Raw genomic sequence first — 26079 nt, forward strand, 5'->3', positions numbered from 1 at the left:
TCACTCGTCTCGTGGTGGATCGCTCGCTGCGCTGCGGCTGGCCATCAGCCCCAGCGCCAGCCCGCCGATCGCCAAGATCGGGACCAGCCGTTTCACGCCGATGGCGCGGACGAGCTGCAGGCCGGTCGCGAGCACCGCCGGGTTGGTGAGGAGGGATTGGCGAGCCGCCCGGGCCATCTCCTCGGCGCGCTGCCGCATCTGCCGCTTGCGCGCAACATAGAGGGCGGCGGCGATCGCTGCGACCACCACGAAGAGCGCGGCGCAGGCAAGGCATGCCCATATCGGCCCATAGGTCTGCTGCACCCAGACGAAGAACGCCGCACACAGGAAGGCAAGCGCGATGAGCGCGGTTGCGGCGATCACGGCCGCAAGCGAGGTCAGCCGCATGGCGTTGCCAGCCTGCTCCCTGACATCATTGACCAGTCGCTGGAGCATGGGGACGCGTCCGCCGCTATCTCCGCCAGGCCATGCCGATCAGGAAGCCGAGGCCAAGGGCAAGGCCGACGGTCGCCAGCGGGCGCTGGGTGATGACCTCCTCCAGCGTCTCCTCGACCGAGGAGTACGCGTCCTGCGCGGCGTCCATCATCGCGCTGCCGCGCTCCGACACGTCGTCGACGGCGGATCCGGCGCGGTCGCGGGCCTGGTCGTAGCCGCGGCGGGCCTGCTTTCGGGCGCTGCCGGCGAACGAATTGAGCGCCTCGGTGATCTGATCGGTCAGCGCGGCAATGTCGTCCTTCACGGCGGCGACATCTTTCTGCAGGCGGTCATAGGTTGCTTTGTCTGTCATGTTCTTCAATCCGAAATCGCTTGTCGCCGACATCGAAGAGCTCCCGAACCATGTTGCTTGTTGGCAAAACGCCCGGTCGGGAACTAAGTTCCCGACGCGAAATCTGGTTCAGTCCTCGGGCAGATGCGGCGAATTGACCGGCATCAGATGCTCCTTGAGGATCAGCGCGACGATCAGCAGCGGCGAGGCAAGGAAGGCGCCCATCGGGCCCCACAGCCAGGTCCAGAACGCCAGCGCGATGAAAATCGCGAGTGCATTCAGGGCAAGTCTTCGGCCGACGATGGTCGGGGTGATGAAATGCCCCTCCAGGAAGGTCAGCACGGTGAAGCAGGCCGGCGCAATCAATCCGGCGCTGATGGTCGAGAAGCTGACGAGCCCGACCAGCACCAGCACCACGAACATCGCGACCGGCCCGATGATCGGGATGAAATTCAGCGTGGCAGCGAGCGCGCCGAGGCCGGCCGGGTTGGGCATGCCGGTGACGGCACAAATCAGGCCCGTCGCGATCCCGACGCCGATATTGATCATGGTCACCATCAGCAGGTAGTTGCCGAGATGCCCCTCGAACTCGTTGAGGATCCGCAGGGTGCGGAGCCGTGAATCGCGGTCGCCGAAGGCCATGACGAGCGCCCGCCGCAGATCCTTCCAGCTTGCGATGAACAGGATCAGGGTGGCGATGAACAGCAGGAATTCGGCAAAGGTCGGCGACAGGAATTCCACCGTCGGCTGCACCCATTCGATCTTCGGTAACTGCAGCGGCGTCAGCGTCTCCGGGCCGCCGACCATGCTCTGCAATTCCTGCCACAACGCCAGCGGCCGGTCGAAGATGTGCATCTTCTCCTTCAGCGTCGCTGCGAGCTCCGGCAGCCGCGCGCTCCACTCGATCGCCGGAGAGGAAATTAATCCGATAATAAAGGCGCCGGCCGCACTGACGGCAGCCACGATCAGCACCGCGCCGACCGCGCGGGGCACCCGGTAGCGCTCCAGGAAGCTTGCCGCGGGCGACAACATGGTGCCGACGATGAAGGCCATCGTGATCGGCAGGAAGAATGCCCTGGCCAGATAGAGCACCGCGACGACAGCGATGACCAGGAGCCCGACCAGCGACAGAGCGACGAGCTCGGTGCGGCGGATGACCGGCGGCAACTCGACGCGGCCGTCGGGTGCGGGCGTGCCTTCGGCGCCATTGGACAGGAGACGCTCACCGGAAAGGGCACGCACGCTGGTTCTCTCCCCTGCAGATCGCGGCGACGCACGACGCGTCCCGGGACCGGAAATTCCTGCAGGCCAACTTTCGGTCGACGCGCGGGTTCCATCGCGTGATCGTGAGCGTTCGTGTCCTTGACTGGTGCGGTACGGCCACGCCGTCGCCGGAACCGCGAAGCGTCGGCGTGCGTTTGTTCGAGCACAGCATCAGCGTGATGCGTATCCAATGGGGCAGCACATGACACCGTCATCCGCCTTATTCCGCCGATCCTCGCGCGCGGCGAACGCGCTTGTCTTCGCCACCAGCCTGCTGGTGGCGCCAATCGCTCTCTCGAGCGCCGCCAGTGCCCAGTCGCTGGGCTATGTCTCCACCCAGCAGAACGGCTTCCCGTCCGACGAGGCGTTGACACCCGAGGCAAGGGACGCCGAAGCCGGCGTGCTGCCGGAGCGCCTGCGCCGCACGGTAGTGCCGTTTGCGAGCAGCGAAGCGCCGGGCACGATCATCATCGATACCGGCAACACCGCGCTGTATTACGTGCTCGGGCAGGGCCGCGCGATCCGCTACGGCGTGGGCGTCGGCCGCCAGGGCTTCACCTGGTCGGGCGTGGAAACCATCAGCCGCAAGGCGGAATGGCCGGACTGGTATCCGCCGGCCGAGATGATCAAGCGCCAGCCCTATCTGCCGCGCTTCATTGCCGGCGGTCCCGGCAATCCGCTCGGCGCGCGTGCGATGTATCTGGGTTCGAGCCAATACCGCATCCACGGCACCAACGATCCCTCGACCATCGGCAAGTTCGTCTCGTCCGGCTGCATCCGGCTGACCAATGAGGACGTCACCGATCTGTTCGGCCGCGTCAACGTCGGCACCAAGGTCGTGGTGCTGCCCAAGAATGCGCCGGTGCTGGCCCGCGGTTCGGATAGCAGGACCACGATCAGCGTGCGCCCGGCGCCGCCGCGTCCGCAGCCTGCGGCGACCACGCTGCCGTCGGGCCAGCAGGCGATGCGGCTGAATGTGTCGTCGGTGAATTGAGGCGAGGATGGCCCTGACCCCGCATTGGCGATGGATGTTCGGCGCGACGGCACTCTCGCTTGCCGTCGCCGCGCCCGCGGCGCAAGCCCAGGACTTCTTCTCGTTCCTGTTCGGCGGTTTCGGCCGGCCACCGATGGTCCAGCCGCCGCCGTTCGACAATGGTCCACCTTTTATACGGCGGGGCGAGCGGCCGCGCGCCTATGTCCGCACCTATGACGGCGGGCAGGCGGATGGCGATGGTCACGCGTTTTGCGTGCGGACCTGCGACGGGCGTTACTTCCCGCTCCAGGGAGCTAACAACGCCAGTCGCGCGCAGAGCTGCAATAGTTTCTGCCCGGCGAGCGAGACCAAGCTGGTCTATGGCAGCAGCATCGACAGCGCCGAGACGGAAGATGGAAAGGCGTATTCAGAACTGCCGAACGCGTTCCGTTACCGAAACGAGATCGTTGCGGGCTGCACCTGCAACGGCAAGGATCCCGGCGGACTGGCGCAGGTCAAGATCGAGGATGATCCCACCCTGCGCAAGGGCGACATCGTCGCCAGCGAAAACGGCCTGATGGTCGCGGGCCGCCCCGACAGACGCGGCGCCTCGCTGCAGCTCTCGCCCGCACCCGACCGCATTCGCGCCAAGTATGAGCGCGTGCCTGTGATGGCGCGGGAGTGACGGTCAGGCGTTCGCCCCGGTCGCAAAAAGCCGCCGAAAGCGCATAGCGCGCCCGGCCGCCTTTCGACCAAACTCCCGAAACCGTTCTTCTAAACGTTTAGGGAGCAAAGCGATGAAGGCTGCCGTCCTGGCAGGCGTTCCTGCCCCTCTGGATTATCCGGGGCATTCATGCGCGCGAGTCTTTACAGCCATCGGCGTCGGGCTGGCCTTGATGCTCGGCTTCGTCCAAGGGGCCGTCGCGCAACAAAATCCCCTGACGGCGATCGACATCGCGCTCGAGCCCGACGCGACGATGCTTCAGCACGCGAAGGACGCCAACGCTCGCCTGCTCAAGTCTTTCCCAAAGGGCTTTACTCTGGATGAGACGCACCACCCGCACGTCACTCTGTTGCAGCAGTTCGTCCGCACGGCCGACCTCGATAAGGTATTCGCCGCGGCGAATGCGGTTCTGGCCAAAGAAAAGCCGACGTCATGGACGCTGACGGCTTTCAAATATTACTACATCCCGTCTCCGCCGGTCGGCCTCGCGGGGATCGTCGTCAAGCCGACTGAAGACTTGCGTCGGCTACAGAATGAACTCATCAAAGCCGTTGAGCCCTACACCGCGAAGACCGGGACCCCGGCGGCGTTCTTCAGCGAAGATGCCGGACGCGACATTCAGGAATCCCTGATCGAGTACGTCTCCCACTTCGTTACGATCGCGGCGGGCAAGCGTTTCAATCCGCATGTGACGATCGGCGTCGGAACGGAAACCTATTTGAACAAGATGTTGGCCGAGCCATTCGACTCGTTCACGTTCTCGGCGACTGGCGCATCGGTCTATCAGCTTGGCAGTTTTGGTACCGCTCGGAAGGAACTGAAGGCGTTGCCACTAGCGCCCTGAGGCGGAGCAGGCCGTTCACCCGGCAGATTTATGGGTTCACCGCCTGACTGCGAGTTCCGGGACCAGGAACCGAACCGGCTCGTGGTCGTTAGTGGAAGGCTAAAACGCCAATCACGACGTCCTCGGGGGGCCGCATGCTTGTCAGCATACTGATCACGTTTCTTGTCGTTATCCTCGTCCTTTATCTGATCAACCTGCTGCCGCTCGACGGCCGTGCCAAGCAGATTGCCCGTGTCGTCGTGATTATCCTCGGCGTGATCTCGCTGTTGAAATACATCGCGGTGTTCTGAGACGCCTCAAACGAAAAGCCCCGGCGTCCGGCCGGGGCTCGTTCTTACCTCAGGCTTCGGAACCAGTCGTCCACATCCTTGTGGATCTGGTCCTTGGCGAAGCCGTAGCGCTGCTGCAGCTTGCCTTCGAGCTGCTCGCGCCGCCCTTCGATCACGTTGAGATCGTCATCGGTGAGCTTGCCCCATTTCTCCTTGGCCGCTCCCTTGAACTGCTTCCAGTTGCCCTCGATCCGGTTCCAATCCATTGCCGTCTCTCCGATGCTGCAGTTGAGATGGCGTTGCAACGGATTGATACCGCACGGGTTCCAACCATGCGGCGTCTTGTTCTGTAGCCCGGATGAAGCGAAGCGTATCCGGGAATGGTGGTCCCGGGTTGCGCTTCGCTTCACCCGGGCTACGGCGACGGGTCAGATCAGCCGGCGGCCTTCGCTTCGCGGCGGCGGGCGGTGAGGATGAATTCGGTGTAGCCGTTCGGCTGCTCGCGGCCCTTGAAGATCAGGTCGCAGGCCGCCTTGAAGGCGACACCGTCGAACGAGGGCGCCATTGGCCTGTACAGCGGATCGCCCTTGTTCTGGCCGTCCACCACCACAGCCATGCGCTTCAGCGACTCCATCACCTGGTCTTTGGTGATGACGCCCTGGTGCAGCCAGTTCGCAAGATGCTGGCTCGAAATGCGCAAGGTGGCGCGGTCTTCCATCAGGCCGACGTCGTGAATGTCCGGCACCTTGGAACAGCCGACGCCCTGGTCGATCCAGCGCACGACATAACCCAGGATGCCCTGGCAGTTGTTGTCGATCTCCTGCTTCACGTCATCCGGCGCCCAGTTCGACTGCGACACCGGAATGGTAAGGATGTCGGAGAGTTTCGCGCGCGGCCCGCCCTTGGCCAGTTCCTGCTGGCGCGCGATCACGTTGACCTGGTGATAGTGCAGCGAGTGCAGGGTCGCGGCGGTCGGTGACGGCACCCAGGCGGTGGTGGCGCCGGCCTGCGGATGGCCGATCTTCTGCGCCAGCATGTCGGCCATCTTGTCGGGCGCGGCCCACATGCCCTTGCCGATCTGCGCATGGCCGGGCAGGCCGTCGATCAGGCCGATGTCGACATTCCAGTCCTCATAGGCCTTGATCCAGGGCTGCGCCTTCATGTCGTTCTTGCGGATCATCGGACCCGCTTCCATCGAGGTGTGGATCTCGTCGCCGGTGCGGTCGAGGAAGCCGGTGTTGATGAACATCACGCGCTTGGCCGCATTCTGGATGCAGGCCTTGAGGTTGACCGTGGAGCGGCGCTCCTCGTCCATGATGCCGACCTTGAGCGTGTTCTCCGGCAGCGAGAGCAGCTTCTCGACCTCGCCGAACAATTCGCAGGTCAACGCGATTTCGTCCGGGCCGTGCATCTTCGGCTTGACGATATAGACCGAGCCGGTGCGGCTGTTCTTCACCTTCGACTTGCCCTTGAGATCGTGGATCCCGAGCAGGCCGGACACTGCGGCATCGAGAATCCCTTCCGGAATCTCCTCGCCCTTCGCATCGAGCACGGCGTCGGTGAACATGTGATGGCCGACATTGCGCATCAACAGCAGGCTGCGGCCGTGCAGCGTGAGATCCTTGCCGTCGGCCGTCTTGTAGACGCGGTCGGCATTGAGCGAGCGCGTCAGGGTCTTGCCGCCCTTCTCGAAATCGGCCGACAGCGTGCCGTTCATGAGACCGAGCGTGTTGCGATAGACCAGCACCTTGTCCTCGGCGTCGACGGCCGCGACGCTGTCCTCCATGTCGAGGATGGTGGAGACCGCCGCCTCCAGGATCATGTCGGCGACACCGGCGGAATCGTCCTTGCCGATCGGATGATTGCGGTTGATGGTGACGTCGATATGCAGACCGTTGTTGACGAGCAGCACCGCATCAGGCGCGGCTTCATCGCCCTGATAGCCCGCGAATTGTGCGGCTGATTTCAGTGTGGTGGTGTTGCCGTTCTTCAGCTTTGCCGCGAGCTTGCCGCCGCTGACGCTGTAGGAGGTCACATCGGCGTGGCTTCCGGTCGCGAGCGGCGCGGCCGAATCCAGGAACGCCTTGGCCTTCGCGATCACCTTGTCGCCGCGCGCCTTGTTGTAGCCCTTGCCACTCTCGCTCGGATCATGCGGGATCGCGTCGGTGCCGTAGAAGGCATCATAGAGGCTGCCCCAGCGCGCATTCGCTGCGTTCAGCGCATAGCGCGCATTGGTCAGGGGCACCACGAGCTGGGGACCGCAGATCTTGCCGATCTCTTCGTCGACATTGGCAGTCTCGACCTGCCTGGTCGGCGGCTCCGGGAGCAGATAACCGATTTCCTTCAGGAAAGTTGAATAGGCGGTGATGTCGAATTTCTTGCCCTTGTTGGCTCGGTGCCAGTCGTCGATCTTGGCCTGCAGCGCGTCGCGGTAGGCGAGCAGCTCGCGGTTTTTCGGCCCCAGTTTTGCGATGATGGCGGCGAGCCCCTTCCAGAAGGCGTCGGGTGATATCCCGGTATTGGGGGTCGCCTCCTTGGCGATGAAATCGAACAGGACAGGGGCGATCTTCAATCCGTGGGCTTCGACACGCGTCATGTTGGGCTTTCCAAGAGAAATGGCGTTTGCGGACTGTTTTCGGGACGAAAACAGCAAAAAACGCGCCAAAAGGCGGGCGGTTCAGCGCCCTTTTAGCGCTAAAGCCACGGCTATGAGAAGGCCCCCAATGGGCGCATTGTCCGACCAACGTGAGTGGGCGCGCTGCGGCGGAGGTGCTCACCTCTCCCAAAGGGAGAGGTCGGCGCGGAGCGCCGGGTGAGGGGCTACGGTCCCTCGTTAGAGCTGCGGCCCCTCACCCGATTTGCTGCGCAAATCGACCTCTCCCCGCTGGGGAGAGGTGGGAGCGCTCGGCCGCACCTCCTCAAGCAGAAGCTCAGTTTCAAATATTCGCTGCGAGGTCGGCGACCTCCTCGAACAGGATGCCGCTCTCGGCCAGCATCCGTTCGATCTCGTCGACGGCGTCAGCGACTGTCCGGCTCGAGGTATCGATGGTCAGTTCGTTGCCGGCCGGTGGCTCGTAATCATTGGTGATGCCGGTGAAGGAGGGCAGGCCGCCGGCGCGGGCCTTGGCGTAATGGCCCTTGGGATCGCGGCTTTCGCAGATTTCCGCAGGCGTCGCGACATAGATCTCGCGGAACGCGCTGTCGGCGATGCGGCGCGCCGCGGCGCGGTCGGATGCGGCGGGCGAGACCGCGGCGACGATCGCGATATGGCCGTTGCGCGCAAGATGCGTGGCGACCTCCGCGAGGCGGCGGATGTTTTCGCTGCGATCCGCGTGCGAGAAGCCAAGGTCGCTGTTGAGGCCGGCCCGCAAGGTGTCGCCATCGAGCAGGATCGGCGAGCCGCCATTCCTGAACAGCCGCCGCTCCAGCGCGAGCGCCAGCGTCGATTTGCCGGAGCCAGGCAGCCCTGTGAACCAGAGCACGGCGCCGCCATGGCGATAGCGAGCCGAACGCTCGTCGGCGCGCAAGGCCGATTCCACCGGCACGATGTCGACGGGCACGGCGCGCTGGCCGGCATCGACCGACAGTACGAGGCCGCCGCCGGCGATCCGGCCGTTGACCTCGATCACCAGGCGCCCGGTGCGCGGGTTTTCATGATAGGGATCCGCGGCGATCGGCTGCGCCAGCGAGATGTCGATCTCGCCGACATGATTGCGCGCGATCGAATTGGTCTCCTCGTTGGAGAGCGCGCCGGGATCGACCGCCTTGTCGATCGCGACCACGTTCGCGCGGGTTTCGCGCGTGCCGAGCCGGATCAGGATCTGGTCGCCCTTCGACAATGGCTTGTCGTGCAGCCAGAATATCCGGGCGTGGATGCGACGGGTGTCGCGCGGGCTCTGAGCGACGTGGCCGATGACGTCACCGCGCTCGATGAAAAGCTCGCGATCCAGCGTGATGCCGACCGAGCGGCCCGCCGTTTGCGGCGTGGCGAGCGGCGTCACCGGCCAACCCTCGACCGTCTTGATCTTCGCGATCTTGCCGGCCGGCATGATCACGATCTCGTCTCCGGCTTTCAGGCTGCCGGATTCGATGCGGCCGGCGACGATGCGGCGATCGTCGAACTTGTAGATCGCCTGCACCGGCAACCGCAAAGGCAAGGTTTCCGCCGGCCGCGCCGGCTCGAGCGCATCCAGCGCCTCGACCACGCTCGGCCCCTTGTACCAGCCGATCCGCGGCGTGTGCGCGGCCACTCCGTCGCCGTCGCGCGCGGAAATCGGAATCACCGCCGATGGTTTCACGCCAAGACCGGTCAGGTGCGCCGATATCTCGTCACTGATCTCGCCAAAGCGCTCGGCGCTGAAATCGACCCGGTCCATCTTGTTGACGACGACCGCGACCTGCTTGATGCCGAGCAGATGCAGGAGATAGCCGTGCCGCCGCGTCTGATCGCGCACGCCTTCGAGCGCGTCGATGATGAGCACGGCGCCGTCGGCCTGCGAGGCGCCGGTGATCATGTTGCGTAGGAATTCGGCGTGGCCGGGCGCGTCGATCAGCACCACGTCGCGGGAGTGGGTGCGGAAGCGGATCTGCGTGGTGTCGATGGTGATGCCCTGGTCGCGCTCGGTCTGCAGCGCATCCAGCAGGAACGACCATTCGAACGGCATGCCGCGCCGCGCGCTGACGGCTTTGAGCATTTCGAGCTTGCCGTCGGGCAGGCTGCCGGTCTCATGCAACAGGCGGCCGACGAGGGTGGATTTGCCATGGTCGACATGGCCGACGATGACGATGCGGACTTGCGGACGCGTGGTGCCGTTCGGTGTAGCCGAAATCGTACTGGGAAGAACCATGTTCATCGAGGATCGCCTTAACCTGCCTAGAGCTCAGAGATAGCCGGCGACACGCAGCCGCTCGAACGCATCCTCGGTCTCGTGATCGAGTGCACGGCCCGCGCGCTCCGGCACCTTGGTGTCTTCGAGCTCGGCCAGGATCTCATCGATGTTTGACGCAGTCGACGCGACGGGGAAGGTGATGTCGGCATCACCAAGCGAGCGATAGCGCTTGCCGTCCTTCGCCAGATAAAGCGGGATGATCGGAATGTTCTCGCGCCGGGTGTAGGCCCAGATGTCGGCCTCGGTCCAATGCAGGATCGGGTGGATGCGTAGATGCGCGCCTTGCGGCGGCGAGGCGTTGAAATGATCCCAGAATTCCGGAGGCTGGTCGCGCACGTCCCATTCGCCCTCGAGACCGCGCGGCGAGAACACGCGCTCCTTGGCGCGGGTGGCCTCTTCGTCGCGGCGGATCCCGGCGATCAATCCGTCAAAGCCGTGCTTGACCAGCGCGAGCTTCAAGCCCTCGGTCTTGCGTGCAGCGGAGCGCGCGGCGGGCGGCAGCGTGGGATCGACACTGTCGATCGGCGGGCAGGGTTCGACGCGGAGGTCGAGATCCCATTCCTTCGCGTAACGATCGCGGAAGGCGTACATCTCCGGAAATTTCTTGCCGGTATCGACATGCATGGCAGGGAAGGGCACGCGGCCGAAGAACGCCTTGCGCGCGAGCCAGATCATCACGTTGGAGTCCTTGCCGAGCGACCACAACAGCGCGAGCTTCTTCAGCCGCGCGAACGCCTCGCGTAAAATGTAGATGCTTTGCGCTTCGAGCTCGTCGAGATGATCCATTGACGGGACGGTCGCGGGCGCTTCGACGAGGATTTTGCGCGACGCCTTTATTCCCTCGCGGGGCTCGGAAGCGCGCAACCGTGCTGTGCCGGATTCATTGTCGAGAAGATGCATCTCTGTGCCTTGGCCTTTGGAGGCGAAAATTCTATAGTTGCGATGCAATAGAGAAGAAATAAATTTCTCTTTGCGGGCGCTTGTCGAGACATATATAGAATAAAATTCCAGTCAACCCATAAGTTGGGGAAGCGAGTGGCGCATGCGGTTCTTGCCGGTGTTCCTCGATCTGCAAACGGGCGTGGTGCTGTTGGTCGGCGCCGGAGACCTCGTGCGTGCGAAGCTGCGTCTGCTCGCAGCCGCCGGCGCGCGCGTCCGCTGGTTTGCGACCGATGGCAATCATGATGTGAGCGGGATCGATGTGACGCGCGTCGAACTCGCGACCGGCGATCCGCTTGTTGCCGATCTCGGCGGCGTCATCGCGGTGCTCTGCGCGGGCGCGGGCGATGTCGGTGTTGCGATGGCGGCGCGTGCGAAGGCTGTCGGCCTGCCCGTCAATGTGATGGACGATCTCGACCATTCCACTTTCATCTTCCCGGCGATCGTCGATCGCGGCGATGTCGTGGTCGCTGTCGGCACCGGCGGCGCTTCGCCTGTTGTGGCGCGCCGCGTGCGCGAGCGGATCGAGGCGGTGCTGCCCGCCCGCATCGGCGATCTAGCGTCGTTCATCGGACAATTCCGCAAATCGATACACGCGCGCATCGGCGAATTCGCGCTGCGCCGCCGTTTCTGGGAGCGCATTGTCGACGGTCCGATCGGTGCGCTGGTGCTGGCCGGCAAGAGGGACCAAGCCGAGAAGGCGCTGCAGCAGATTTCCGATCCTTCCGCCTTTGCTGGCGCGAATGCGCTCGGCAAGGCCAAGGGCCATGTGACGCTGGTCGGCGCCGGACCTGGCGATCCGGATCTGCTCACTATCAAAGCGTTGCGCGCGCTGCAGGATGCGGACGTCGTGTTCTACGACGAACTGGTGTCATCAGAGATTCTTGATCGCGTGCGCCGCGATGCTTCGCGCGTTCCGGTCGGCCGCCGCGTCGGCAAGCCCGGCATCGGCCAGGACGCGATCCACAAGCTGATGATCGAGGCTGCGAAATCAGGACAGCGCGCGGTGCGGTTGAAGGGTGGCGATCCCTTCATCTTCGGCCGCGGTGGCGAAGAGATCGAAGCGCTGCGCCACGCAGGTGTCGCCTATTCGGTGATCCCCGGCATCACGGCAGGCTTAGGGGCCGCCGCACAATTCGAGACGCCGCTCACCTTCCGCAATGAGGCGCTGCGCATCACCTTCCTCACCGCGCACAAGGCGCGCGACGCCGAGAATGTCGACTGGTCGGCGCTGACAGACAAGAAGATGACCGTCGTCGTCTATATGGGCATGACCGCGGCGCCGACGATCCGCGCCGGGCTCTTGGCCGCCGGCCGCTCGCCAGAAACGCCGGTCGGCGTGTTCGCGCGGGTGACGCGGCCGGATGCCAAGGCCGCGGTCGGAACGCTCGAACATCTGCCGTCGCTGGTCAAGAAGATCGATGGCGGCCCTGCCATCCTCGTCATCGGCGACGTCGTCTCCCACTCCGCGCCGTGGCGTCAAGCCAACCTCAACCAAGTGATCTCGGACCTTTTGGAAGCTGCCGAATGACCTCTCCGCTTGAACAGAAGAAAATCAGAATTACCGGGCCATCGGTAGTGACCGCCAACCGAACTCATGATGGCGTGGTGATCTATCGCACGCCGCAGCATGACTGGTCGTCGCGCCTTGCGGATGCCGCCATCGTGCGCACATCCGACGAAGCGCGGGCGCTGCTTGCCGAAGCGGCTGCCGACGACGTCGGCGCGATCGGTGCTTACATCGCGCCTGTCGAAATCAAGGACAATGGAGAGATTGCGCCCGGCAATCTCCGCGAACATGTCCGGTCGGAAGGCCTCACCATCGAGCTTCCGGTTCCGGCTTAAGGTTCTCCCCCATGTACGCATATGATGAACTCGATCGCACGCTCCTGCACGAACGTGTCGAAGAATTCCGCGACCAGGTGAAGCGCCGCCTTTCCGGCGAACTCACCGAGGACGAATTCAAGATCCTGCGATTGCAGAACGGCGTGTATCTGCAGCTCCACGCCTATATGTTCCGCGTCGCGATCCCCTATGGCACGCTGTCGTCGAAGCAATTGCGCGCGCTTGCTCATGTCGCGCGCCGCTATGATCGCGGCTACGGCCACTTCACCACGCGGCAGAACATCCAGTTCAACTGGATCAAGCTTGCCGAATTGCCGGACGCGCTCGCCGATCTCGCCGAGGTCGGCATCCACGCCATGCAGACGTCCGGCAACAACATGCGCAACGTCACCTCGGACCAGTGGGCGGGCGTCGCGCCCGGCGAGGTCGAGGATCCCCGCATCTGGTCGGAGCTGCTCAGGCAGCACACGACGCTGCATCCGGAATTCTCGTTCCTGCCGCGCAAGTTCAAGATCGCGATCACCGCGTCCGAACATGACCGCGCTGCGATCCGGATCCACGACATCGGCCTGCGGCTGCACAAGAACGCCGATGGCGAGACCGGCTTCGAGGTGCTGGTCGGCGGCGGCCTCGGCCGCACACCGTTCATCGGCAAGTCCATCAAGCCGTTCGTGCACGGCCGCGACATCCTGAGCTATGTCGAGGCGATCCTGCGCGTCTACAACCAGTATGGCCGCCGCGACAACATCTACAAGGCGCGCATCAAGATCCTCGTGCACGAGCTCGGCATCGAGAAGTTCGGCAAGGAAGTCGAGGAAGAGTGGCAGCAGTTGCGCGACAGCGCGCTGACGCTCGATGACGCCGCGATCGAGGAAGTCCGCTCGCGCTTCAGCTACCCGGCTTATGAGAAGCTGCCGCACATGCCCGACGAGCTGAAGCAGGCGGCGCATGATCCGCTGTTCGAGCGCTGGCGCAAGAACTCGGTGTTTCCGCACAAGGTGCAGGGCTATTCGATCGTGACGCTGTCGCTGAAGCCGGTTGGCGGTCCGCCCGGCGATGCCACCGCCGAGCAGATGGACGCGATCGCCGATCTCGCCGACCGCTATTCGTTCGGCGAGATCCGCGTCGGCCATGAGCAGAACCTGGCGCTGCCGCACGTCGCCAAGCGCGACCTGCCGGCGCTGTGGAAGGCGCTCGACAAGGTCGGGCTGGCAACGCCGAACGTGAACCTGGTCTCCGACATCATTGCGTGCCCGGGGCTTGACTACTGCTCGCTGGCGAATGCGCGCTCGATTCCGATCGCGCAGGAATTGACGCGGCGCTTTGCCAATCATGACACCGCAGGCCTGATCGGCCGGCTGCATATCAACATCTCCGGCTGCATCAATGCCTGCGGGCACCATCACGTCGGCCACATCGGCATCCTCGGTGTCGAGAAGAACGGCGAGGAATTTTATCAGATCACGATCGGCGGCCGCGCCGATGAGAGTGCCGCGCTCGGCACGCTGATCGGCCCCTCGGTGCCCTATGCCGAAGTCGCCGACGTGGTCGAGGACATCGTCGAGGCCTATCTGGCGCTGCGCGACTCCCCCGATGAACTCTTCATCGACACGGTCAAGCGTCTCGGCGTCGAACCTTTCAGGGAGCGGGTCTATGCCACTCGTTAAGAACGGAAAAATCGCAACCGACATCTACGTCCATGTCGCCGACGGCGCGGAGCTTCCGGCTGACGACGCGATCCTGGTGCCGGCGGCGCGCTTCCTCGAAGATCCCGAGGCGCTGCTGCGGCGGCCCGGCAAGGTCGGCGTGGTCTGGCCGAACAACCGCGACCTCGACGATCTCGTGCCCTATCTCGACCGGCTCGCTGCGGTGGCGCTGGTGTTCCCGTCGTTCCGCGACGGCCGCGCCTATAGCCAGGCGCGACTGCTCCGTGAACGCTATCGCTTCCAGGGCGAATTGCGCGCCACCGGCCAGGTGTTGCGCGACCAGTTCGTGTTCATGCTGCGCGCCGGCTTCGACGCGCTCGACGTGAAGAAGGAAAAGGATGCGGATGCTTTCGCGGAGACGGTGAAGCGCTACACGGTGTTCTACCAGCCGACCGGCGACGGCCGCACCACGGCACTGAGCCGCCGCACGCAGTTGCGCCATTCCGAAAGCGCCAGCCCATGAACGCGCTCGCGCCTGAGATGCCGATCGAGGCTCAGGCGGCGCTGCCGTCAGCGCGGGAGCTCAATCGCATCCTGCGCGCGGCGACGCCGTATGAGGTCATAGAGACCGCGCTGAAGATGGTCGGCCGGGAGCGCCTTGCGCTGGTCTCGTCCTTCGGCACGGAAGCGGCGGCGCTAGTGAAGGTGATGGCCGATGTCGATCCGGCCATCCCCGTGATCTTTCTCGATACCGGCTGGCTGTTCGCGGAAACGCTTGCCTATCGCGACACGCTGATCGACACGCTTGGTCTGACCGACGTTCGCTCGATCAAGCCGCTCGAGGGGACGCTGAACCGCGAAGATCCCGAGCGCGACCTCTGGTTCTCCGATCCCGACGCCTGCTGCCGCATCCGCAAGGTCGAGCCGCTGGCGCGTGCGCTGGCGCCGTTCGCAGCCTGGCTCAACGGGCGCAAGCGCTTCCAGGGCGGCGCCCGCGCCGACATTCCCATGGTCGAGGAAGATGGCGTGCGCCTGAAATTCAATCCGTTCGCCAATGCGACGCGCACGGAGATCGAAGCGATCTACCGCGATGGCAGGCTGCCACCGCATCCGCTTGTCGCCTCCGGATATATGTCGGTCGGCTGCATGCCCTGCACCAGCCGCACCGCGCCCGATGAGGATGCGCGCGCCGGCCGCTGGCGTGGCCGCGCCAAGACAGAATGCGGCATTCATACGATGAAGACTTCTTAGGACAATGACGCTGCCACGCCGCAAACAATGAAATGCGGTTCCGTTGACTAAAGCGCTCTCCGCCGTGAGTTATGTTCCGCGTGCTCCGGTGTTGCTTCATCCGATTTGAATGGAGATAGAGATGGTCCGTCGTATCCTGCCGCTCGTCGCGGGTTTGCTGTGGGCGGGTTCGGCCTTCGCTGCCGATTACTCCCTGCTCAACGTGTCCTACGATCCGACGCGTGAGCTCTACGTCGATTTCAACAAGGCGTTCGCCGCCGCCTATCAGAAGGAGACCGGCAAGACGGTCGAGATCAAGCAGTCGCATGGTGGCTCCGGCTCGCAGGCGCGCGCCGTGATCGACGGCCTGCAGGCCGACGTGGTGACGCTCGCGCTCGCTTACGACGTCGATGCGGTCGCCGCCAAAGGCCTGATCGCGCCGGACTGGCAGAAGCGCCTGCCTCAGAATGCCGCACCCTACACCTCGACCATCGTCTTCCTGGTGCGCAAGGGCAATCCCAAGGGCATCAAGGATTGGGACGATCTGATCAAGCCGGGCGTTGCCGTCATCACGCCGAACCCGAAGACCTCGGGCGGCGCACGCTGGAATTATCTCGCTGCCTGGGGGTATGCGCAGAAGAAGTTCGGCTCTGCCGACAAGGCCAAGAAGTTCGTCGCCGATCTCTACCAGAACGTGCCCGTGCTCGACACCGGCGCGCGTGGCTCGACCGTCACCTTTGTCGAGCGCGGCGTCGGCGACGTGCTGCTCGCCTGGGAGAATGAGGCGTTTCTGGCGCAGCGCGAATTCGGCAAGGACAAGTTCGAGATCGTCTCGCCGCCGCTGTCGATCCTCGCCGAGCCGCCGGTCGCGATCGTCGATGCGGTTGCGGACAAGAAGGGCACCAGGGCGGTCGCCGAGGCCTATTTGAAATATTGGTATACCAGGGAAGGCCAAGAAATCGCCGCGCGCAATTCTTACCGTCCGCGCGATCCGGAGATTGCCAAGGAATACGAGAAATCCTTCGCCAAGGTTGAACTTTTTACCATCGACGACGTTTTCGGTGGTTGGACCAAGGCGCAGAAGGAGCACTTCGCCGAGGGCGGCATCTTCGACCAGATCTACAAGAATTGATCTGGAGCATGATTCGGAAAAGGGGGACCGGTTTTCCGACAAGATCATGCGCGAATTTGTCGCCACGAAGCCGGAAGCAGGGGGATAGGTGAGCACAGCGGTTGCACGGCGCAGCACTTTGCCGGGATTCGGTCTCACGATGGGACTGACCCTGACATGGCTTTCCGTTATCGTCCTGATTCCGCTCGCCGGCCTGTTTCTCAAGACGTTTGAGCTGAGCTTCGATCAGTTCTGGGGCATCGTCACCAGCCGCCGCACCCTGAGCGCGCTGAAGATTTCGTTTGGGCTTTCGTTTGCCGCGGCCTGCGTCAATCTGGTGATGGGCACGATCATCGTCTGGGCACTGGTGCGCTACCGCTTTCCGGGAAGGCGGCTGTTCGACGCGATCGTCGACATCCCCTTCGCGCTGCCGACCGCGGTTGCCGGCGTCGCGCTGACCCAGCTCTTTGCGCAGAAGGGCTGGTTAGGGGCGCCGCTGGCCGAGCTTGGCATCAAGGTCGCGTTCACGCCGATCGGCATTTTCGTCGCCATGGTCTTCATCGGCATTCCCTTCGTGGTGCGGACGGTGCAGCCAGTGCTGATCGATCTCGATCCCGAGATCGAAGAAGCTGCCGCAAGCCTCGGCGCCAACCGCTGGCACACGGTGTTTCGCGTGATCGTGCCGAGCTTGATCCCGGCGCTGCTCACCGGCTTTGCGCTCGCCTTTGCCCGCGCCGTCGGCGAATATGGTTCGGTGATCTTCATTGCCGGCAATCTGCCGAATGTCTCCGAGATCGCGCCGCTGCTGATCGTGATCCGGCTCTCCGAATTCCGTTATGCGGATGCGACTGCGATCGCGGTTGTCATGCTGCTGGCTTCCTTCATCATCATCTTCGCGGTCAATCGTCTGCAGCGCTGGGCGCAGACCCGCATTCCCACCCACTGAGGGACCGGATCGATGTCTCTGCAATCGAATCTGGCTCCCTCTACCACGCAGTTGCGGGCCTATGCCCCGACGGCCGACCTCAATGTCGCCTCGCCGCCACAGCAGCGGCAGAAGGTGCGCCCGCACACGGCGGCCTCGAAGCGGGATCTGCGCACCGAGCCCCGGCCGATCCGCTCCCTGATCGTCGCGCTGGCGCTGATCTTCCTCACCGTGTTCGTGGTGCTGCCGCTGGTCGTGGTGTTCGCGTCGGCGTTTTCGCGCGGCGTCAGTGCCTATTTCGCCGCGCTCGCCGAGCCGGAGGCGCTCTCGGCGATCCAGTTGACGCTTCTGATCGCAGCGATCTCTGTCGGCCTCAACCTGGTCTTCGGCGTGATCGCGGCCTGGGCAATCTCGAAATTCGATTTCGCCGGCAAGACTTTCCTGATCACGCTGATCGACCTGCCGTTTTCGGTCAGCCCCGTTATCTCCGGCCTGGTCTTCGTGCTCTTGTTCGGCGCGCAGGGCTTCTTCGGGCCGTGGCTGCAGGCGCACAACATACACATCCTGTTTGCGGTGCCCGGCATGGCGCTCGCCACCATCTTCGTGACTTTCCCCTTCGTCGCGCGCGCGCTGATCCCGTTGATGCAGGAGCAGGGCACGCAGGAGGAGGAAGCGGCGATTTCACTCGGCGCGTCAGGACTGCAGACCTTTTTCCGCGTCACTTTGCCCAACATCAAATGGGGCCTGCTCTACGGCGTTCTCTTGTGCAACGCGCGCGCGATGGGAGAGTTCGGCGCGGTGTCGGTGGTCTCGGGCCACATCCGCAACGAGACCAACACCATGCCGCTGCTGGTCGAAATCCTCTATAATGAATATCAGTTCGTGGCTTCGTTCGCGATCGCGTCGCTGCTGGCGATGCTGGCGCTGATCACGCTGATCGTGAAGACGATCCTCGAACGGCGTTTGGACGAAGGGCAGATGGTCAGTGACGATTGAAGTTAGAAACATCGTAAAGAAGTTCGGCGATTTCGCAGCGCTCGACAATGTCAGCCTGAAGGTCGGCGACGGCGAGCTGTTGGCGCTGCTCGGGCCGTCCGGCTCCGGCAAGACCACGCTGCTGCGGATCATCGCCGGTCTCGACTGGCCTGAGGCGGGCGAAGTCACGATCGACGGCGAGGATGCGCTTGGCCGCGGCGCCAGCGAGCGCCATGTCGGCTTCGTGTTCCAGCACTACGCGCTGTTTCGCCACATGACGGTGTTCGAGAACGTCGCCTTCGGCCTGCGCGTGCAGCCGCGCGCGATCCGCAAGGACGAGAAGGCGATCCGCGCCCGCGTCAAGGACCTGCTCGATCTCGTGCAGCTCGACTGGCTGTCCGACCGCTATCCGAGCCAGCTATCCGGCGGCCAGCGCCAACGCATTGCGCTGGCGCGTGCGCTCGCGATCGAGCCGCGCATCCTGCTGCTCGACGAGCCCTTCGGCGCGTTGGATGCCAAGGTGCGCAAGGAGCTCAGGCAATGGCTGCGCTCGCTGCACCAGGAGATCCACGTCACCTCGATCTTCGTCACCCACGACCAGGAAGAGGCGCTCGAGGTCGCCAACCGCGTGGTGGTCATGGACAAGGGCCGCATCGAGCAGATCGGCACCCCCGGCGAGGTTTATGACAATCCGGCGACGGCCTTCGTTCACGGCTTCATCGGCGAATCCATCGTGCTGCCGGTCGACGTCAGCGACGGCGCGGTGCGGCTCGGTGGCAGGCCACTCAACATCGCCGCCAACGGCGCGGCGCCCGGCGCCTCCAAGCTGTTCGTGCGCCGTCATGACATGCAGATCGGTCCGGCGGGGGGCGGATCGCTGGAAGGGGCGGTGCGCCGCGTCCGTTCCTTCGGCCCGATCCAGCGTGCCGAGGTCACGCTCGCCGACAGCGAAGGCAAGACCGTGATCGAGATCGATGCGCCGCGCGACCGGGAACTGCAGGCCGGCGAAATCATCTCGCTGGAGCCCCGCCGCTACCGGATCTTCGCAGCTCACGACTAGTCGTCATTCCGGGGCGCGAAGCCTCGTAGCCCGGATGGAGCGCAGCGCAATCCGGGATCGGTTGAGCCGCTTGCGAAAAGGCCCCGGATTACGCTTCGCTCCATCCGGGCTACGGGCGACCACTGCAGCGGTAAAAAATCGTCCTCCGTTCACCATTCAGCCACGGTTGGTATGCAACAACGGCAAACCAACCTCGGGGGAATCCTTTCAGTGAAACGGACGACCGTCGCCCTTTTTGGGCTTCTGGTGCTGGGCGGCTGCGCGACAGACACTCCACTTCCGGAACAGCCGGCCATGTATGTCAACATGGCCGCGCCCGGTGCCGTCCTGGACACCCAGGCCGCCGCAACCATGATCTCGCAATATCGCCAGAACAACGGCCTCGGTGCCGTGGTGGTGGACCCTGCACTGGTGAAGCTCGCCGAGCAGCAGTCGCAGGCCATGGCCGCGCGCAACAAGATGGACCATGACGTGAAGGCGCCGCTCGGCAAACGGCTGGAAGGCTCCGGCTATCCGGCGACGGTGGCGGTCGAAAACGTCTCGGCCGGCTATCATACGCTGGCGGAAGCGTTTTCCGGCTGGCGCGATTCGCCACCGCATAAGGCCAATATGCTCAAGGGCGGTGTCACAAAATTGGGCATCGCGGCGAGCTATGCGCCGAACACCAAGTACAAGGTCTTTTGGACGCTCATCCTGGCGTCAACCTAACTCTGCGTGATCATAACCCACGATCAGGCCGATTGACGCGGTCGTGAACTGCGGCCACGGTGGAGGCCATTATCCCCACTGATTGGCGGTCACAATGGATGCTTCCGATCCCGCGCCCGCCACGACGCCGGCCCTGGCGCAACGCGTATTGGTCCTGCAGGGCGGCGGTGCCCTTGGCTCGTATCAGGCCGGAGCGTTTCAGGCGCTCTGTCACGCCGGCTTCGAGCCTGAATGGATTGCCGGCATCTCGATCGGGGCCATCAATGCAGCGATCATCGCCGGCAACGAGCCGGACAAGCGCGTGCCGCGCTTAAAGGAATTCTGGGAGATGGTATCGCGTCCAGTATCCTGGAATCCGGTCACGCCCGGCGATCGCGCCCGCACTTTGTTCAATGAGACCAGCGCCGCAATCATCGCGACATTCGGCGTCCCCGGCTTTTTCACGCCACGGATTCCACCAGCGCCGTTCTGGCCCATGGGCAGTTCGGGGTCACAAAGCTACTACGACACCGCGCCCCTGAAGCAGACGTTGGAGCGGCTGGTCGATTTCGACCGCATCAACGACCTCAAGACCCGCTTGTCGGTCGGCGCGGTCGGCGTGACCTCGGGCAATTTCAGGTATTTCGACAACTACGAGTTCAAGAAGCTCGGCAAGAAGATCGGCCCTGAACACGTCATGGCCTCCGGCGCGCTGCCGCCGGGCTTTCCGGCTGTCCTCATCGAGGGCGAGCATTATTGGGACGGCGGCATCGCCTCCAACACCCCGCTCGACTTCGTGCTAGATGAGGAGACCCGCCGCGATCTCCTGATCTTCCAGGTCGACTTGTTCAGCGCCCGCGGCCCGTTGCCGGAATCCTTGCTGGAAGCCGCCGAACGTGAAAAGGACATCCGCTATTCCAGCCGCACCCGGATGAACACCGACAAGAACAGGCAGATCCACAATGCGCGCATGGCGGTGCGCGACCTCATCGGCAAGCTGCCGGACTACCTGAAGAACGACCCCTCCGTTGAATTGTTGCGGCAGGCCTCGAAAGAGAACACCGTCACGGTGGTGCACCTGATCTACCGGAGCAAGAACTACGAGACGTCGTCGAAGGATTACGACTTCTCCCATGTCGCCATGGTCGAGCACTGGGAAGCGGGCGTCCGCGACGTCCATTTGTCGATGCGTCACAAAGAATGGCTAGAACGGCCGCAGTCCGGGGAAACAATGGTGACCTACGATCTCACGGGGGACGTCGATCCGTTCCCCGCAGGCAAGAAGGAGTGAAGCAGATATGGCTACGTTGACAGGCAAAACCGCCGTCGTGACCGGCTCCACCAGTGGCATCGGATTGGCAATTGCGCGCAAGTTCGCGAGCGCCGGGGCCAATGTCGTTATCAATGGCATGGGCGTGCCGGCCGATATCGAGCGGGAGCGCTCCGGCATCGAGACCGATTTCAAGGTCAAGGCCGCCTATTCGCCGGCCGACATGACCAAGCCCGCCGAGATCGCCGAAATGATCGCGCTCGGCGAAAAGACCTTCGGCTCGGTCGACATTCTCGTCAACAATGCCGGCATCCAGTTCGTGTCTCCGATCGAGGAATTCCCGATCGAGAAGTGGGACGCGATCATCGCGATCAACCTGTCGTCGGCGTTTCACGGCATCCGCGCCGCGATTCCGGGGATGAAGAAGCGCGGCTGGGGCCGCATCATCAACACCGCCTCTGCGCATTCGCTGGTGGCCTCGCCCTTCAAGTCGGCTTACGTCTCGGCCAAGCACGGCATCGCCGGCCTCACCAAGACGGCGGCGCTCGAGCTTGCGACCTTCAAGATCACCTGCAACTGCATCAGCCCCGGCTATGTTTGGACGCCGCTGGTGGAGCACCAGATTCCGGAGACAATGAAGGCGCGCAACATGACCAAGGAGCAGGTCATCAGCGACGTGCTGCTCGAGGCCCAGCCGACCAAGGAATTCGTCACCGCCGACCAGGTCGCCTCGCTCGCGCTGTTCCTGTGCAGCGACGACGCCGCGCAGATCACCGGCTCCAACTACTCCATCGACGGAGGCTGGACCGCGGAGTAGGGGCTTTCTTGCGTGTCCCTCTCGACATCAGTCGGGAGGGACATGACCCTATCACTCCAACCCGGTTGGAACGAAGGGACGCCGCGACGTGTGGCGGATGTGTAGAATGTCGACGGCATCGCCGCGGACTCGATAGAAAATCCTGAACGGATAGCGGACGACTGTAACGACGCGGACAGAGGACCGTTGGGAGACCCGTGGCGCTGACTCAGGTGTGCGGCCAATACGGTCTAGCACGATCAGAAATCGGTCCTCGATGGAGCTGGCTACAGTCGGACTGGCGTTGGTCGAATAGTAAGTTGCGATCTCGGTCAGATCAGCGAGCGCTCGCCGAGACCAGACAAGCTTCATTTCGAGCGAAACTTCGCAAAGGCGGCCTCGACCTCGTGCGCGGTGGCGACTTCGCCGGCATCGATCGAGGCTATCGCTGCATCGATCGCCAGTAATTCCTCACGCGTTGCGACATACTCGTCGCTTCGCAGTTCATTCTCGATTTGCTCTGCGACGGCAACGAGCTCATCCTGCGCAGCTTCGGGCCACGTCCGAACACGTTCCAGAAGATCTTTTAGTTCTGCTCCGGTCATATCCCAATTATATGCCGCGCGGCCCGAGATTGCTATGGCCCGGAACCGATCTTCCCGAACGCCAGCACGTGCAGCCCCAGCCGCCGGCGGACGATCCAGAACAAGAGCACGGTCTCGAAGCTCAGCGAGATCGATATCGCGGCCGCCGCGCCGTGGCCGCCGAAGCGCGGCACCAGCGCGACGCACAGCACCAGGTTCATGACGAAGGCGGGCGCGTAGGCGAGCGCGCAGATCTTCTGGTGGCCGAGCATGTTGAGGAGCCGCTCGACCGGGCCGATCGCGGCGCGCACCACGAGCCCGATCGCAGCCAGGAACATGATGTCGTAGCCGACGACGAATTGCGGCCCGAACAGCCAGAGCAGCGGCCTGCCGAAGGCGAGCAGCAGGATGGTCGCGGCCAGCGAAGGCCAGAACGTCCATTGGATCGCATGGGCGACATAGGCCGACAGCCGCGCCTTGTCGCCGAGCGCGTTGTATTCGGCGAAGCGATGCGCCGTCGTCGCCGCCATCGCGTAATGGATGAAGGACACCAGCGCCAGCGTCTTCACCACGGCGAAATAGACGCCGACCTCCTCGGAGGAGCGGAACTGCTGCAGCACCAGCACATCGGTATAGGAGAGCAGGAGATAGAAGCTTTCGACCAGCAGGATCGGCAGCGAGACCGCAAGCCAGCCGCTGACGTCGTAGGCCTTCTCGCCCGGCTCGACATGAACAGCGAGCCTGCGATTCAGCACCAGCATCTGGCCGATCATGGCGATCCACACCGCCGCGGCGCTGGCGAGCATCGCGGCGGTGGCGCCGAGATGGAAGCCGAGCACGACCGCGCCGGCGGTGAAGCCGATGATCAGCGCCTGGCGCACGATGAATTGCGGCATCAGCCCGAGCCGCATCCAGTCATGCGAGCGGGCAATCCCGTCCTGGGTATTGGCGACCACGAAGGCCGGCAGCGTCAGGCAGCCGATATAGAGCGGCACGACCGTATCTGTGCCGATCCAGGGCGACAGCAGCGTTACCAGGCCCGCGAGCAATAGCGAGACCGCGGTCGACACCGCAAAAGTCAGCCAGCGGCTGCCGGAGAGAAAGCCGCGCAGCAGTGCGTGCTCGCCCGCCGTGCGGTATTCGGGAATGAGTTTCTGCGCGGAGGCCGAGATGCCGAAATCCATCATGCTGCCGAGCAGCAGCACCCAGGTCCAGACATAGACGTAGACGCCATAGTCCGAACTCCCCATCCAGCGCGCGAGCATGATCTGCGAGAGATAGGCGACGACGGCGCTGACGACGCGGATGACAAAGATCGTGCCCGCGAGCCGCCGTGTGACCGACGCCTCGCCCGAGCCGCCAACGAGGCCGCGCAGGCGCGCAATCATGCCCGTGGGCGAAGCGGTTGCGGATTGGGCATCCATCACGGCCAAGGCGGAGTTCCCGAAAGTGCCGCGAGGGCGGCGAGGGCCGTGGAGTATCAACGAAACGTTAAGAATGGGTTGGATGGATGACGCTGAAATCGTAGCCCGGATGGAGCGAAGCGCAATCCGGGGCAGGTCTTTCCGCGGTCCGCGGGTTGCGCTTCGCTTCACCCGGGCTACGGGTCAGTCCAGACTGGTGTTGAATTCGTAGGCGCGGTCGCCGCCGACCAAGGTCAATTTCAGCGCGGCGCCGTCCGGGTTGGCGCCCGGCGGCAGGCCGTCGAGCTCGAAGGAGAACCGTTTCACCCCGGGCGGCGAGTTCGGCTCGAGCTTCGGCACCGGCAGGGCCCAGTCCGGCGTCGGTCCCTCGACGAACAGGCTGACGTTCTTGCCTTCGGGGGCGGTGACGTCGACCAGCACGGTCGACTTGCCGCTGCGCTTGACGTCGCGGATCGTGACCGGATTGGGATCGCCGATATTGGCCGGCTTCGGCACGGTGTCGAGCGCGGACGACAGCGCGCCGTCCTCGGTCGAGGCGACGCTCGCAAAGGCAAGCTCGACGCTGGTCTCCACAGGAATGCACAGCTTCTCGCACACCGCATAGTTAATGTTGGCGCGCAGCGTCAGCGGCTTGTCGGCACTCTTGGCGACGATCCGAAGCGGCAGCACCACCTGCTGCTTGTAGCCGAGCGAGGTGCCGCCGGCGCCGTCGTCAAATTTCATCGGCGCCGGCCACAACACCGTCACCGCGTCGACATTTTCCGACTTCGAGAAATCGAAGCGGGGCGGCACGCCGGAATCGCCGGGGGTGCGCCAGTAGGTCTTCCAACCGGGCTCGAGCTGGATGGCGATCCCACCCAGCAAAACCGCACCGCTGCGCGAGCCTGCGAGCAGCCGCACCGCCGAATGCGCGTCCCGTTGCCAGGGCGAGGAATCCTCGGCGCGCACCTCCGTCGCAGGCCAGACGACTGAGAGAGTGGCGAACAGGCCGAGCGCGACCCGCATGGGAACTATGGCGATCATGGAACGTCTTTACCGGCTGGTGCTTTCGTAAACCATTGAATTGCGTGTGATGGATGGCGCGAATGCGGCGTTGAGCTTGATTGACAGAAGCCTCACCCAATATCAGGATGTCAAATCAGCATGGAGGCCTTTCAGATGACTCCTGAAGGCAAAGTACCAAAGACCGCCCGCGGCAAGGTGGCCGGCGTCGGCGACAATTCGTCGGGCAGCGGTTATCTCGACGGCCAGATTCTGATCGCCATGCCGGTTATGAGCGATCCCCGCTTTGAACGATCTGTCATTTACATGTGTGCGCATTCCGCCGAGGGGGCGATGGGCATCATCGTCAACCGTCCGGCCGGGAGCATCGATTTCCCGGGGCTTTTGGTGCAGCTCGACATCATCCAGAAGGCCGACCAGATCAAGCTGCCGGAAAATGCCGAGTCCATGAAGGTGATGAAAGGCGGCCCGGTCGATACCGGCCGCGGCTTCGTGCTGCATTCCAGCGATTTCTACATCCAGGATGCGACGCTGAATATCGACGACGATATCTGCCTGACCGCGACCGTCGACATCCTGAAGGCGATCGCCAAGGGCTCCGGCCCCAAGCACGCCATCCTGGCCCTGGGCTATGCCGGCTGGGCCCCGGGGCAGTTGGAAAACGAGATCCAGCACAATGGCTGGCTGCACTGCGACGCCGATGCGGAATTGATCTTCGGCGACGACGTCGAGGACAAGTACGACCGCGCCCTGCGCAAGATCGGCATCGACGTCGGCATGCTCTCGAACGAAGCCGGCCACGCGTAGGCTGTGTAAACCCTCCTCCCTGGTCATACTCCGCGAAGGCGGAGTATCCA

The 26079-nt window shown here is 63.8% G+C and carries 28 protein-coding genes; 17 read left to right on the top strand and 11 right to left on the bottom strand.

What is annotated here, in order from left to right:
• From K288_RS0109025 to K288_RS0109035, 3 genes are all read right to left on the bottom strand, one after another.
• A complete protein-coding gene (locus K288_RS0109025; RefSeq protein ID WP_027579247.1) occupies positions 1-435 on the bottom strand; it encodes a phage holin family protein in 435 nt (144 codons plus the stop codon).
• Positions 436-451: 16 nt separating this feature from the next.
• Positions 452-820, bottom strand: a complete 369-nt coding sequence (locus K288_RS0109030) for a DUF883 family protein (RefSeq protein WP_027579248.1) — start codon at positions 818-820, stop codon at positions 452-454.
• Between the two features lie 75 nt (positions 821-895).
• Positions 896-2008 (bottom strand): AI-2E family transporter, encoded by a 1113-nt coding sequence (locus K288_RS0109035; protein ID WP_027579249.1) that lies wholly within the window; start codon positions 2006-2008, stop codon positions 896-898.
• A gap of 223 nt (positions 2009-2231) precedes the next feature.
• On the opposite strand from K288_RS0109035, the gene K288_RS0109040 reads away from it, so the two are divergent.
• The 4 genes from K288_RS0109040 (at position 2232) to K288_RS52230 (ending at position 4860) form a co-directional block, all read left to right on the top strand.
• Positions 2232-3023, top strand: coding sequence for a L,D-transpeptidase (locus K288_RS0109040; RefSeq protein ID WP_027579250.1), 792 nt, complete (start codon positions 2232-2234; stop codon positions 3021-3023).
• 34 nt (positions 3024-3057) lie between these two features.
• Positions 3058-3687, top strand: a complete 630-nt coding sequence (locus K288_RS0109045) for a DUF2865 domain-containing protein (protein WP_343207769.1) — start codon at positions 3058-3060, stop codon at positions 3685-3687.
• A gap of 112 nt (positions 3688-3799) precedes the next feature.
• Positions 3800-4570, top strand: coding sequence for a 2'-5' RNA ligase family protein (locus K288_RS0109050; protein ID WP_051334439.1), 771 nt, complete (start codon positions 3800-3802; stop codon positions 4568-4570).
• 134 nt (positions 4571-4704) lie between these two features.
• Positions 4705-4860 carry a Thivi_2564 family membrane protein gene (locus tag K288_RS52230; RefSeq protein WP_152535447.1) on the top strand — a complete coding sequence of 52 codons (156 nt, stop codon included), beginning with the start codon at positions 4705-4707 and terminating at the stop codon, positions 4858-4860.
• 44 nt (positions 4861-4904) lie between these two features.
• On the opposite strand, the gene K288_RS0109060 is transcribed toward K288_RS52230, so the two are convergent.
• The 4 genes from K288_RS0109060 to cysD form a co-directional block, all read right to left on the bottom strand.
• The gene (locus K288_RS0109060) at positions 4905-5105 is read right to left on the bottom strand and encodes a CsbD family protein (protein WP_027579253.1); all 201 of its coding nucleotides are present in this window, start codon (positions 5103-5105) and stop codon (positions 4905-4907) included.
• Positions 5106-5272: 167 nt separating this feature from the next.
• Positions 5273-7435: a malate synthase G gene (locus K288_RS0109065; RefSeq protein ID WP_027579254.1), complete on the bottom strand. Its 2163-nt coding sequence runs from the start codon at positions 7433-7435 to the stop codon at positions 5273-5275.
• Between the two features lie 340 nt (positions 7436-7775).
• Positions 7776-9692, bottom strand: coding sequence for an adenylyl-sulfate kinase (cysC, locus tag K288_RS0109070; RefSeq protein WP_027579255.1), 1917 nt, complete (start codon positions 9690-9692; stop codon positions 7776-7778).
• Positions 9693-9719: 27 nt separating this feature from the next.
• The gene (gene cysD, locus K288_RS0109075) at positions 9720-10514 is read right to left on the bottom strand and encodes a sulfate adenylyltransferase subunit CysD (RefSeq protein WP_027579256.1); all 795 of its coding nucleotides are present in this window, start codon (positions 10512-10514) and stop codon (positions 9720-9722) included.
• Between the two features lie 256 nt (positions 10515-10770).
• Between cysD and cysG the strand changes: the two genes are divergently transcribed.
• The 12 genes from cysG to K288_RS0109135 all read left to right on the top strand — a co-directional run bounded on the left by cysG (position 10771) and on the right by K288_RS0109135 (position 22233).
• Positions 10771-12198, top strand: coding sequence for a siroheme synthase CysG (gene cysG, locus K288_RS0109080; protein WP_027579257.1), 1428 nt, complete (start codon positions 10771-10773; stop codon positions 12196-12198).
• Positions 12195-12512 (top strand): DUF2849 domain-containing protein, encoded by a 318-nt coding sequence (locus K288_RS0109085; protein ID WP_027579258.1) that lies wholly within the window; start codon positions 12195-12197, stop codon positions 12510-12512. Before cysG ends, K288_RS0109085 begins: the two co-directional genes overlap by 4 nt.
• 11 nt (positions 12513-12523) lie before the next feature.
• Positions 12524-14179, top strand: coding sequence for a nitrite/sulfite reductase (locus tag K288_RS0109090; RefSeq protein ID WP_027579259.1), 1656 nt, complete (start codon positions 12524-12526; stop codon positions 14177-14179).
• The gene (locus K288_RS0109095; RefSeq protein ID WP_027579260.1) at positions 14166-14681 is read left to right on the top strand and encodes a DUF934 domain-containing protein; all 516 of its coding nucleotides are present in this window, start codon (positions 14166-14168) and stop codon (positions 14679-14681) included. The genes K288_RS0109090 and K288_RS0109095 overlap by 14 nt, the downstream gene beginning before the upstream one ends.
• The gene (locus tag K288_RS0109100; protein WP_027579261.1) at positions 14678-15409 is read left to right on the top strand and encodes a phosphoadenylyl-sulfate reductase; all 732 of its coding nucleotides are present in this window, start codon (positions 14678-14680) and stop codon (positions 15407-15409) included. The genes K288_RS0109095 and K288_RS0109100 overlap by 4 nt, the downstream gene beginning before the upstream one ends.
• Positions 15410-15530: 121 nt before the next feature.
• Positions 15531-16520: a sulfate ABC transporter substrate-binding protein gene (locus K288_RS0109105; RefSeq protein ID WP_027579262.1), complete on the top strand. Its 990-nt coding sequence runs from the start codon at positions 15531-15533 to the stop codon at positions 16518-16520.
• Positions 16521-16608: 88 nt separating this feature from the next.
• The gene (gene cysT, locus K288_RS0109110) at positions 16609-17445 is read left to right on the top strand and encodes a sulfate ABC transporter permease subunit CysT (protein ID WP_152535449.1); all 837 of its coding nucleotides are present in this window, start codon (positions 16609-16611) and stop codon (positions 17443-17445) included.
• 12 nt (positions 17446-17457) lie between these two features.
• Positions 17458-18420, top strand: a complete 963-nt coding sequence (gene cysW, locus K288_RS0109115; RefSeq protein WP_027579264.1) for a sulfate ABC transporter permease subunit CysW — start codon at positions 17458-17460, stop codon at positions 18418-18420.
• The gene (locus K288_RS0109120; protein WP_027579265.1) at positions 18410-19459 is read left to right on the top strand and encodes a sulfate ABC transporter ATP-binding protein; all 1050 of its coding nucleotides are present in this window, start codon (positions 18410-18412) and stop codon (positions 19457-19459) included. Before cysW ends, K288_RS0109120 begins: the two co-directional genes overlap by 11 nt.
• A gap of 210 nt (positions 19460-19669) precedes the next feature.
• Complete coding sequence (locus K288_RS0109125; RefSeq protein ID WP_027579266.1) at positions 19670-20167, top strand: CAP domain-containing protein; 498 nt, start codon at positions 19670-19672, stop codon at positions 20165-20167.
• A 94-nt stretch (positions 20168-20261) separates the two neighbouring features.
• Complete coding sequence (locus tag K288_RS0109130) at positions 20262-21437, top strand: DUF3734 domain-containing protein (protein WP_027579267.1); 1176 nt, start codon at positions 20262-20264, stop codon at positions 21435-21437.
• 7 nt (positions 21438-21444) lie between these two features.
• Positions 21445-22233 (top strand): 3-hydroxybutyrate dehydrogenase, encoded by a 789-nt coding sequence (locus tag K288_RS0109135; protein WP_027579268.1) that lies wholly within the window; start codon positions 21445-21447, stop codon positions 22231-22233.
• Between the two features lie 51 nt (positions 22234-22284).
• Here K288_RS0109135 and K288_RS50430 read toward each other — a convergent pair whose 3' ends face one another.
• The 4 genes from K288_RS50430 to K288_RS0109150 form a co-directional block, all read right to left on the bottom strand.
• Positions 22285-22584 carry a type II toxin-antitoxin system RelE/ParE family toxin gene (locus tag K288_RS50430; RefSeq protein WP_084799525.1) on the bottom strand — a complete coding sequence of 100 codons (300 nt, stop codon included), beginning with the start codon at positions 22582-22584 and terminating at the stop codon, positions 22285-22287.
• The gene (locus K288_RS0109140) at positions 22581-22817 is read right to left on the bottom strand and encodes a hypothetical protein (protein WP_027579269.1); all 237 of its coding nucleotides are present in this window, start codon (positions 22815-22817) and stop codon (positions 22581-22583) included. The genes K288_RS50430 and K288_RS0109140 overlap by 4 nt, the downstream gene beginning before the upstream one ends.
• 32 nt (positions 22818-22849) lie before the next feature.
• Positions 22850-24229, bottom strand: a complete 1380-nt coding sequence (locus K288_RS0109145; protein ID WP_027579270.1) for an oligosaccharide flippase family protein — start codon at positions 24227-24229, stop codon at positions 22850-22852.
• A 174-nt stretch (positions 24230-24403) separates the two neighbouring features.
• Positions 24404-25243: a protein-disulfide reductase DsbD domain-containing protein gene (locus K288_RS0109150; RefSeq protein WP_027579271.1), complete on the bottom strand. Its 840-nt coding sequence runs from the start codon at positions 25241-25243 to the stop codon at positions 24404-24406.
• A gap of 135 nt (positions 25244-25378) precedes the next feature.
• Here K288_RS0109150 and K288_RS0109155 point away from each other — a divergent pair, with 135 nt between their 5' ends.
• Complete coding sequence (locus tag K288_RS0109155) at positions 25379-26029, top strand: YqgE/AlgH family protein (RefSeq protein ID WP_027579272.1); 651 nt, start codon at positions 25379-25381, stop codon at positions 26027-26029.
• The last annotated feature ends 50 nt before the right edge of the window (positions 26030-26079 follow it).

Source organism: Bradyrhizobium sp. Ai1a-2, from assembly GCF_000426245.1.
Taxonomy (GTDB): domain Bacteria; phylum Pseudomonadota; class Alphaproteobacteria; order Rhizobiales; family Xanthobacteraceae; genus Bradyrhizobium.

Excerpts from the sequence above, each read along its gene's own strand:
- K288_RS0109025 (WP_027579247.1), bottom strand. The coding sequence starts at position 435 with ATGCTCCAGCGACTGGTCAATGATGTCAGGGAGCAGGCTGGCAACGCC.
- K288_RS0109030 (WP_027579248.1), bottom strand. The coding sequence starts at position 820 with ATGTCGGCGACAAGCGATTTCGGATTGAAGAACATGACAGACAAAGCA.
- K288_RS0109040 (WP_027579250.1), top strand. The coding sequence starts at position 2,232 with ATGACACCGTCATCCGCCTTATTCCGCCGATCCTCGCGCGCGGCGAAC.
- K288_RS0109045 (WP_343207769.1), top strand. The coding sequence starts at position 3,058 with ATGTTCGGCGCGACGGCACTCTCGCTTGCCGTCGCCGCGCCCGCGGCG.
- K288_RS0109050 (WP_051334439.1), top strand. The coding sequence starts at position 3,800 with ATGAAGGCTGCCGTCCTGGCAGGCGTTCCTGCCCCTCTGGATTATCCG.
- K288_RS52230 (WP_152535447.1), top strand. The coding sequence starts at position 4,705 with ATGCTTGTCAGCATACTGATCACGTTTCTTGTCGTTATCCTCGTCCTT.
- K288_RS0109060 (WP_027579253.1), bottom strand. The coding sequence starts at position 5,105 with ATGGATTGGAACCGGATCGAGGGCAACTGGAAGCAGTTCAAGGGAGCG.
- K288_RS0109065 (WP_027579254.1), bottom strand. The coding sequence starts at position 7,435 with ATGACGCGTGTCGAAGCCCACGGATTGAAGATCGCCCCTGTCCTGTTC.
- cysC (WP_027579255.1), bottom strand. The coding sequence starts at position 9,692 with ATGAACATGGTTCTTCCCAGTACGATTTCGGCTACACCGAACGGCACC.
- cysD (WP_027579256.1), bottom strand. The coding sequence starts at position 10,514 with ATGGATCATCTCGACGAGCTCGAAGCGCAAAGCATCTACATTTTACGC.
- cysG (WP_027579257.1), top strand. The coding sequence starts at position 10,771 with ATGCGGTTCTTGCCGGTGTTCCTCGATCTGCAAACGGGCGTGGTGCTG.
- K288_RS0109085 (WP_027579258.1), top strand. The coding sequence starts at position 12,195 with ATGACCTCTCCGCTTGAACAGAAGAAAATCAGAATTACCGGGCCATCG.
- K288_RS0109090 (WP_027579259.1), top strand. The coding sequence starts at position 12,524 with ATGTACGCATATGATGAACTCGATCGCACGCTCCTGCACGAACGTGTC.
- K288_RS0109095 (WP_027579260.1), top strand. The coding sequence starts at position 14,166 with ATGCCACTCGTTAAGAACGGAAAAATCGCAACCGACATCTACGTCCAT.
- K288_RS0109100 (WP_027579261.1), top strand. The coding sequence starts at position 14,678 with ATGAACGCGCTCGCGCCTGAGATGCCGATCGAGGCTCAGGCGGCGCTG.
- K288_RS0109105 (WP_027579262.1), top strand. The coding sequence starts at position 15,531 with ATGGTCCGTCGTATCCTGCCGCTCGTCGCGGGTTTGCTGTGGGCGGGT.
- cysW (WP_027579264.1), top strand. The coding sequence starts at position 17,458 with ATGTCTCTGCAATCGAATCTGGCTCCCTCTACCACGCAGTTGCGGGCC.
- K288_RS0109130 (WP_027579267.1), top strand. The coding sequence starts at position 20,262 with ATGGATGCTTCCGATCCCGCGCCCGCCACGACGCCGGCCCTGGCGCAA.
- K288_RS0109135 (WP_027579268.1), top strand. The coding sequence starts at position 21,445 with ATGGCTACGTTGACAGGCAAAACCGCCGTCGTGACCGGCTCCACCAGT.
- K288_RS50430 (WP_084799525.1), bottom strand. The coding sequence starts at position 22,584 with ATGAAGCTTGTCTGGTCTCGGCGAGCGCTCGCTGATCTGACCGAGATC.
- K288_RS0109140 (WP_027579269.1), bottom strand. The coding sequence starts at position 22,817 with ATGACCGGAGCAGAACTAAAAGATCTTCTGGAACGTGTTCGGACGTGG.
- K288_RS0109150 (WP_027579271.1), bottom strand. The coding sequence starts at position 25,243 with ATGATCGCCATAGTTCCCATGCGGGTCGCGCTCGGCCTGTTCGCCACT.
- K288_RS0109155 (WP_027579272.1), top strand. The coding sequence starts at position 25,379 with ATGACTCCTGAAGGCAAAGTACCAAAGACCGCCCGCGGCAAGGTGGCC.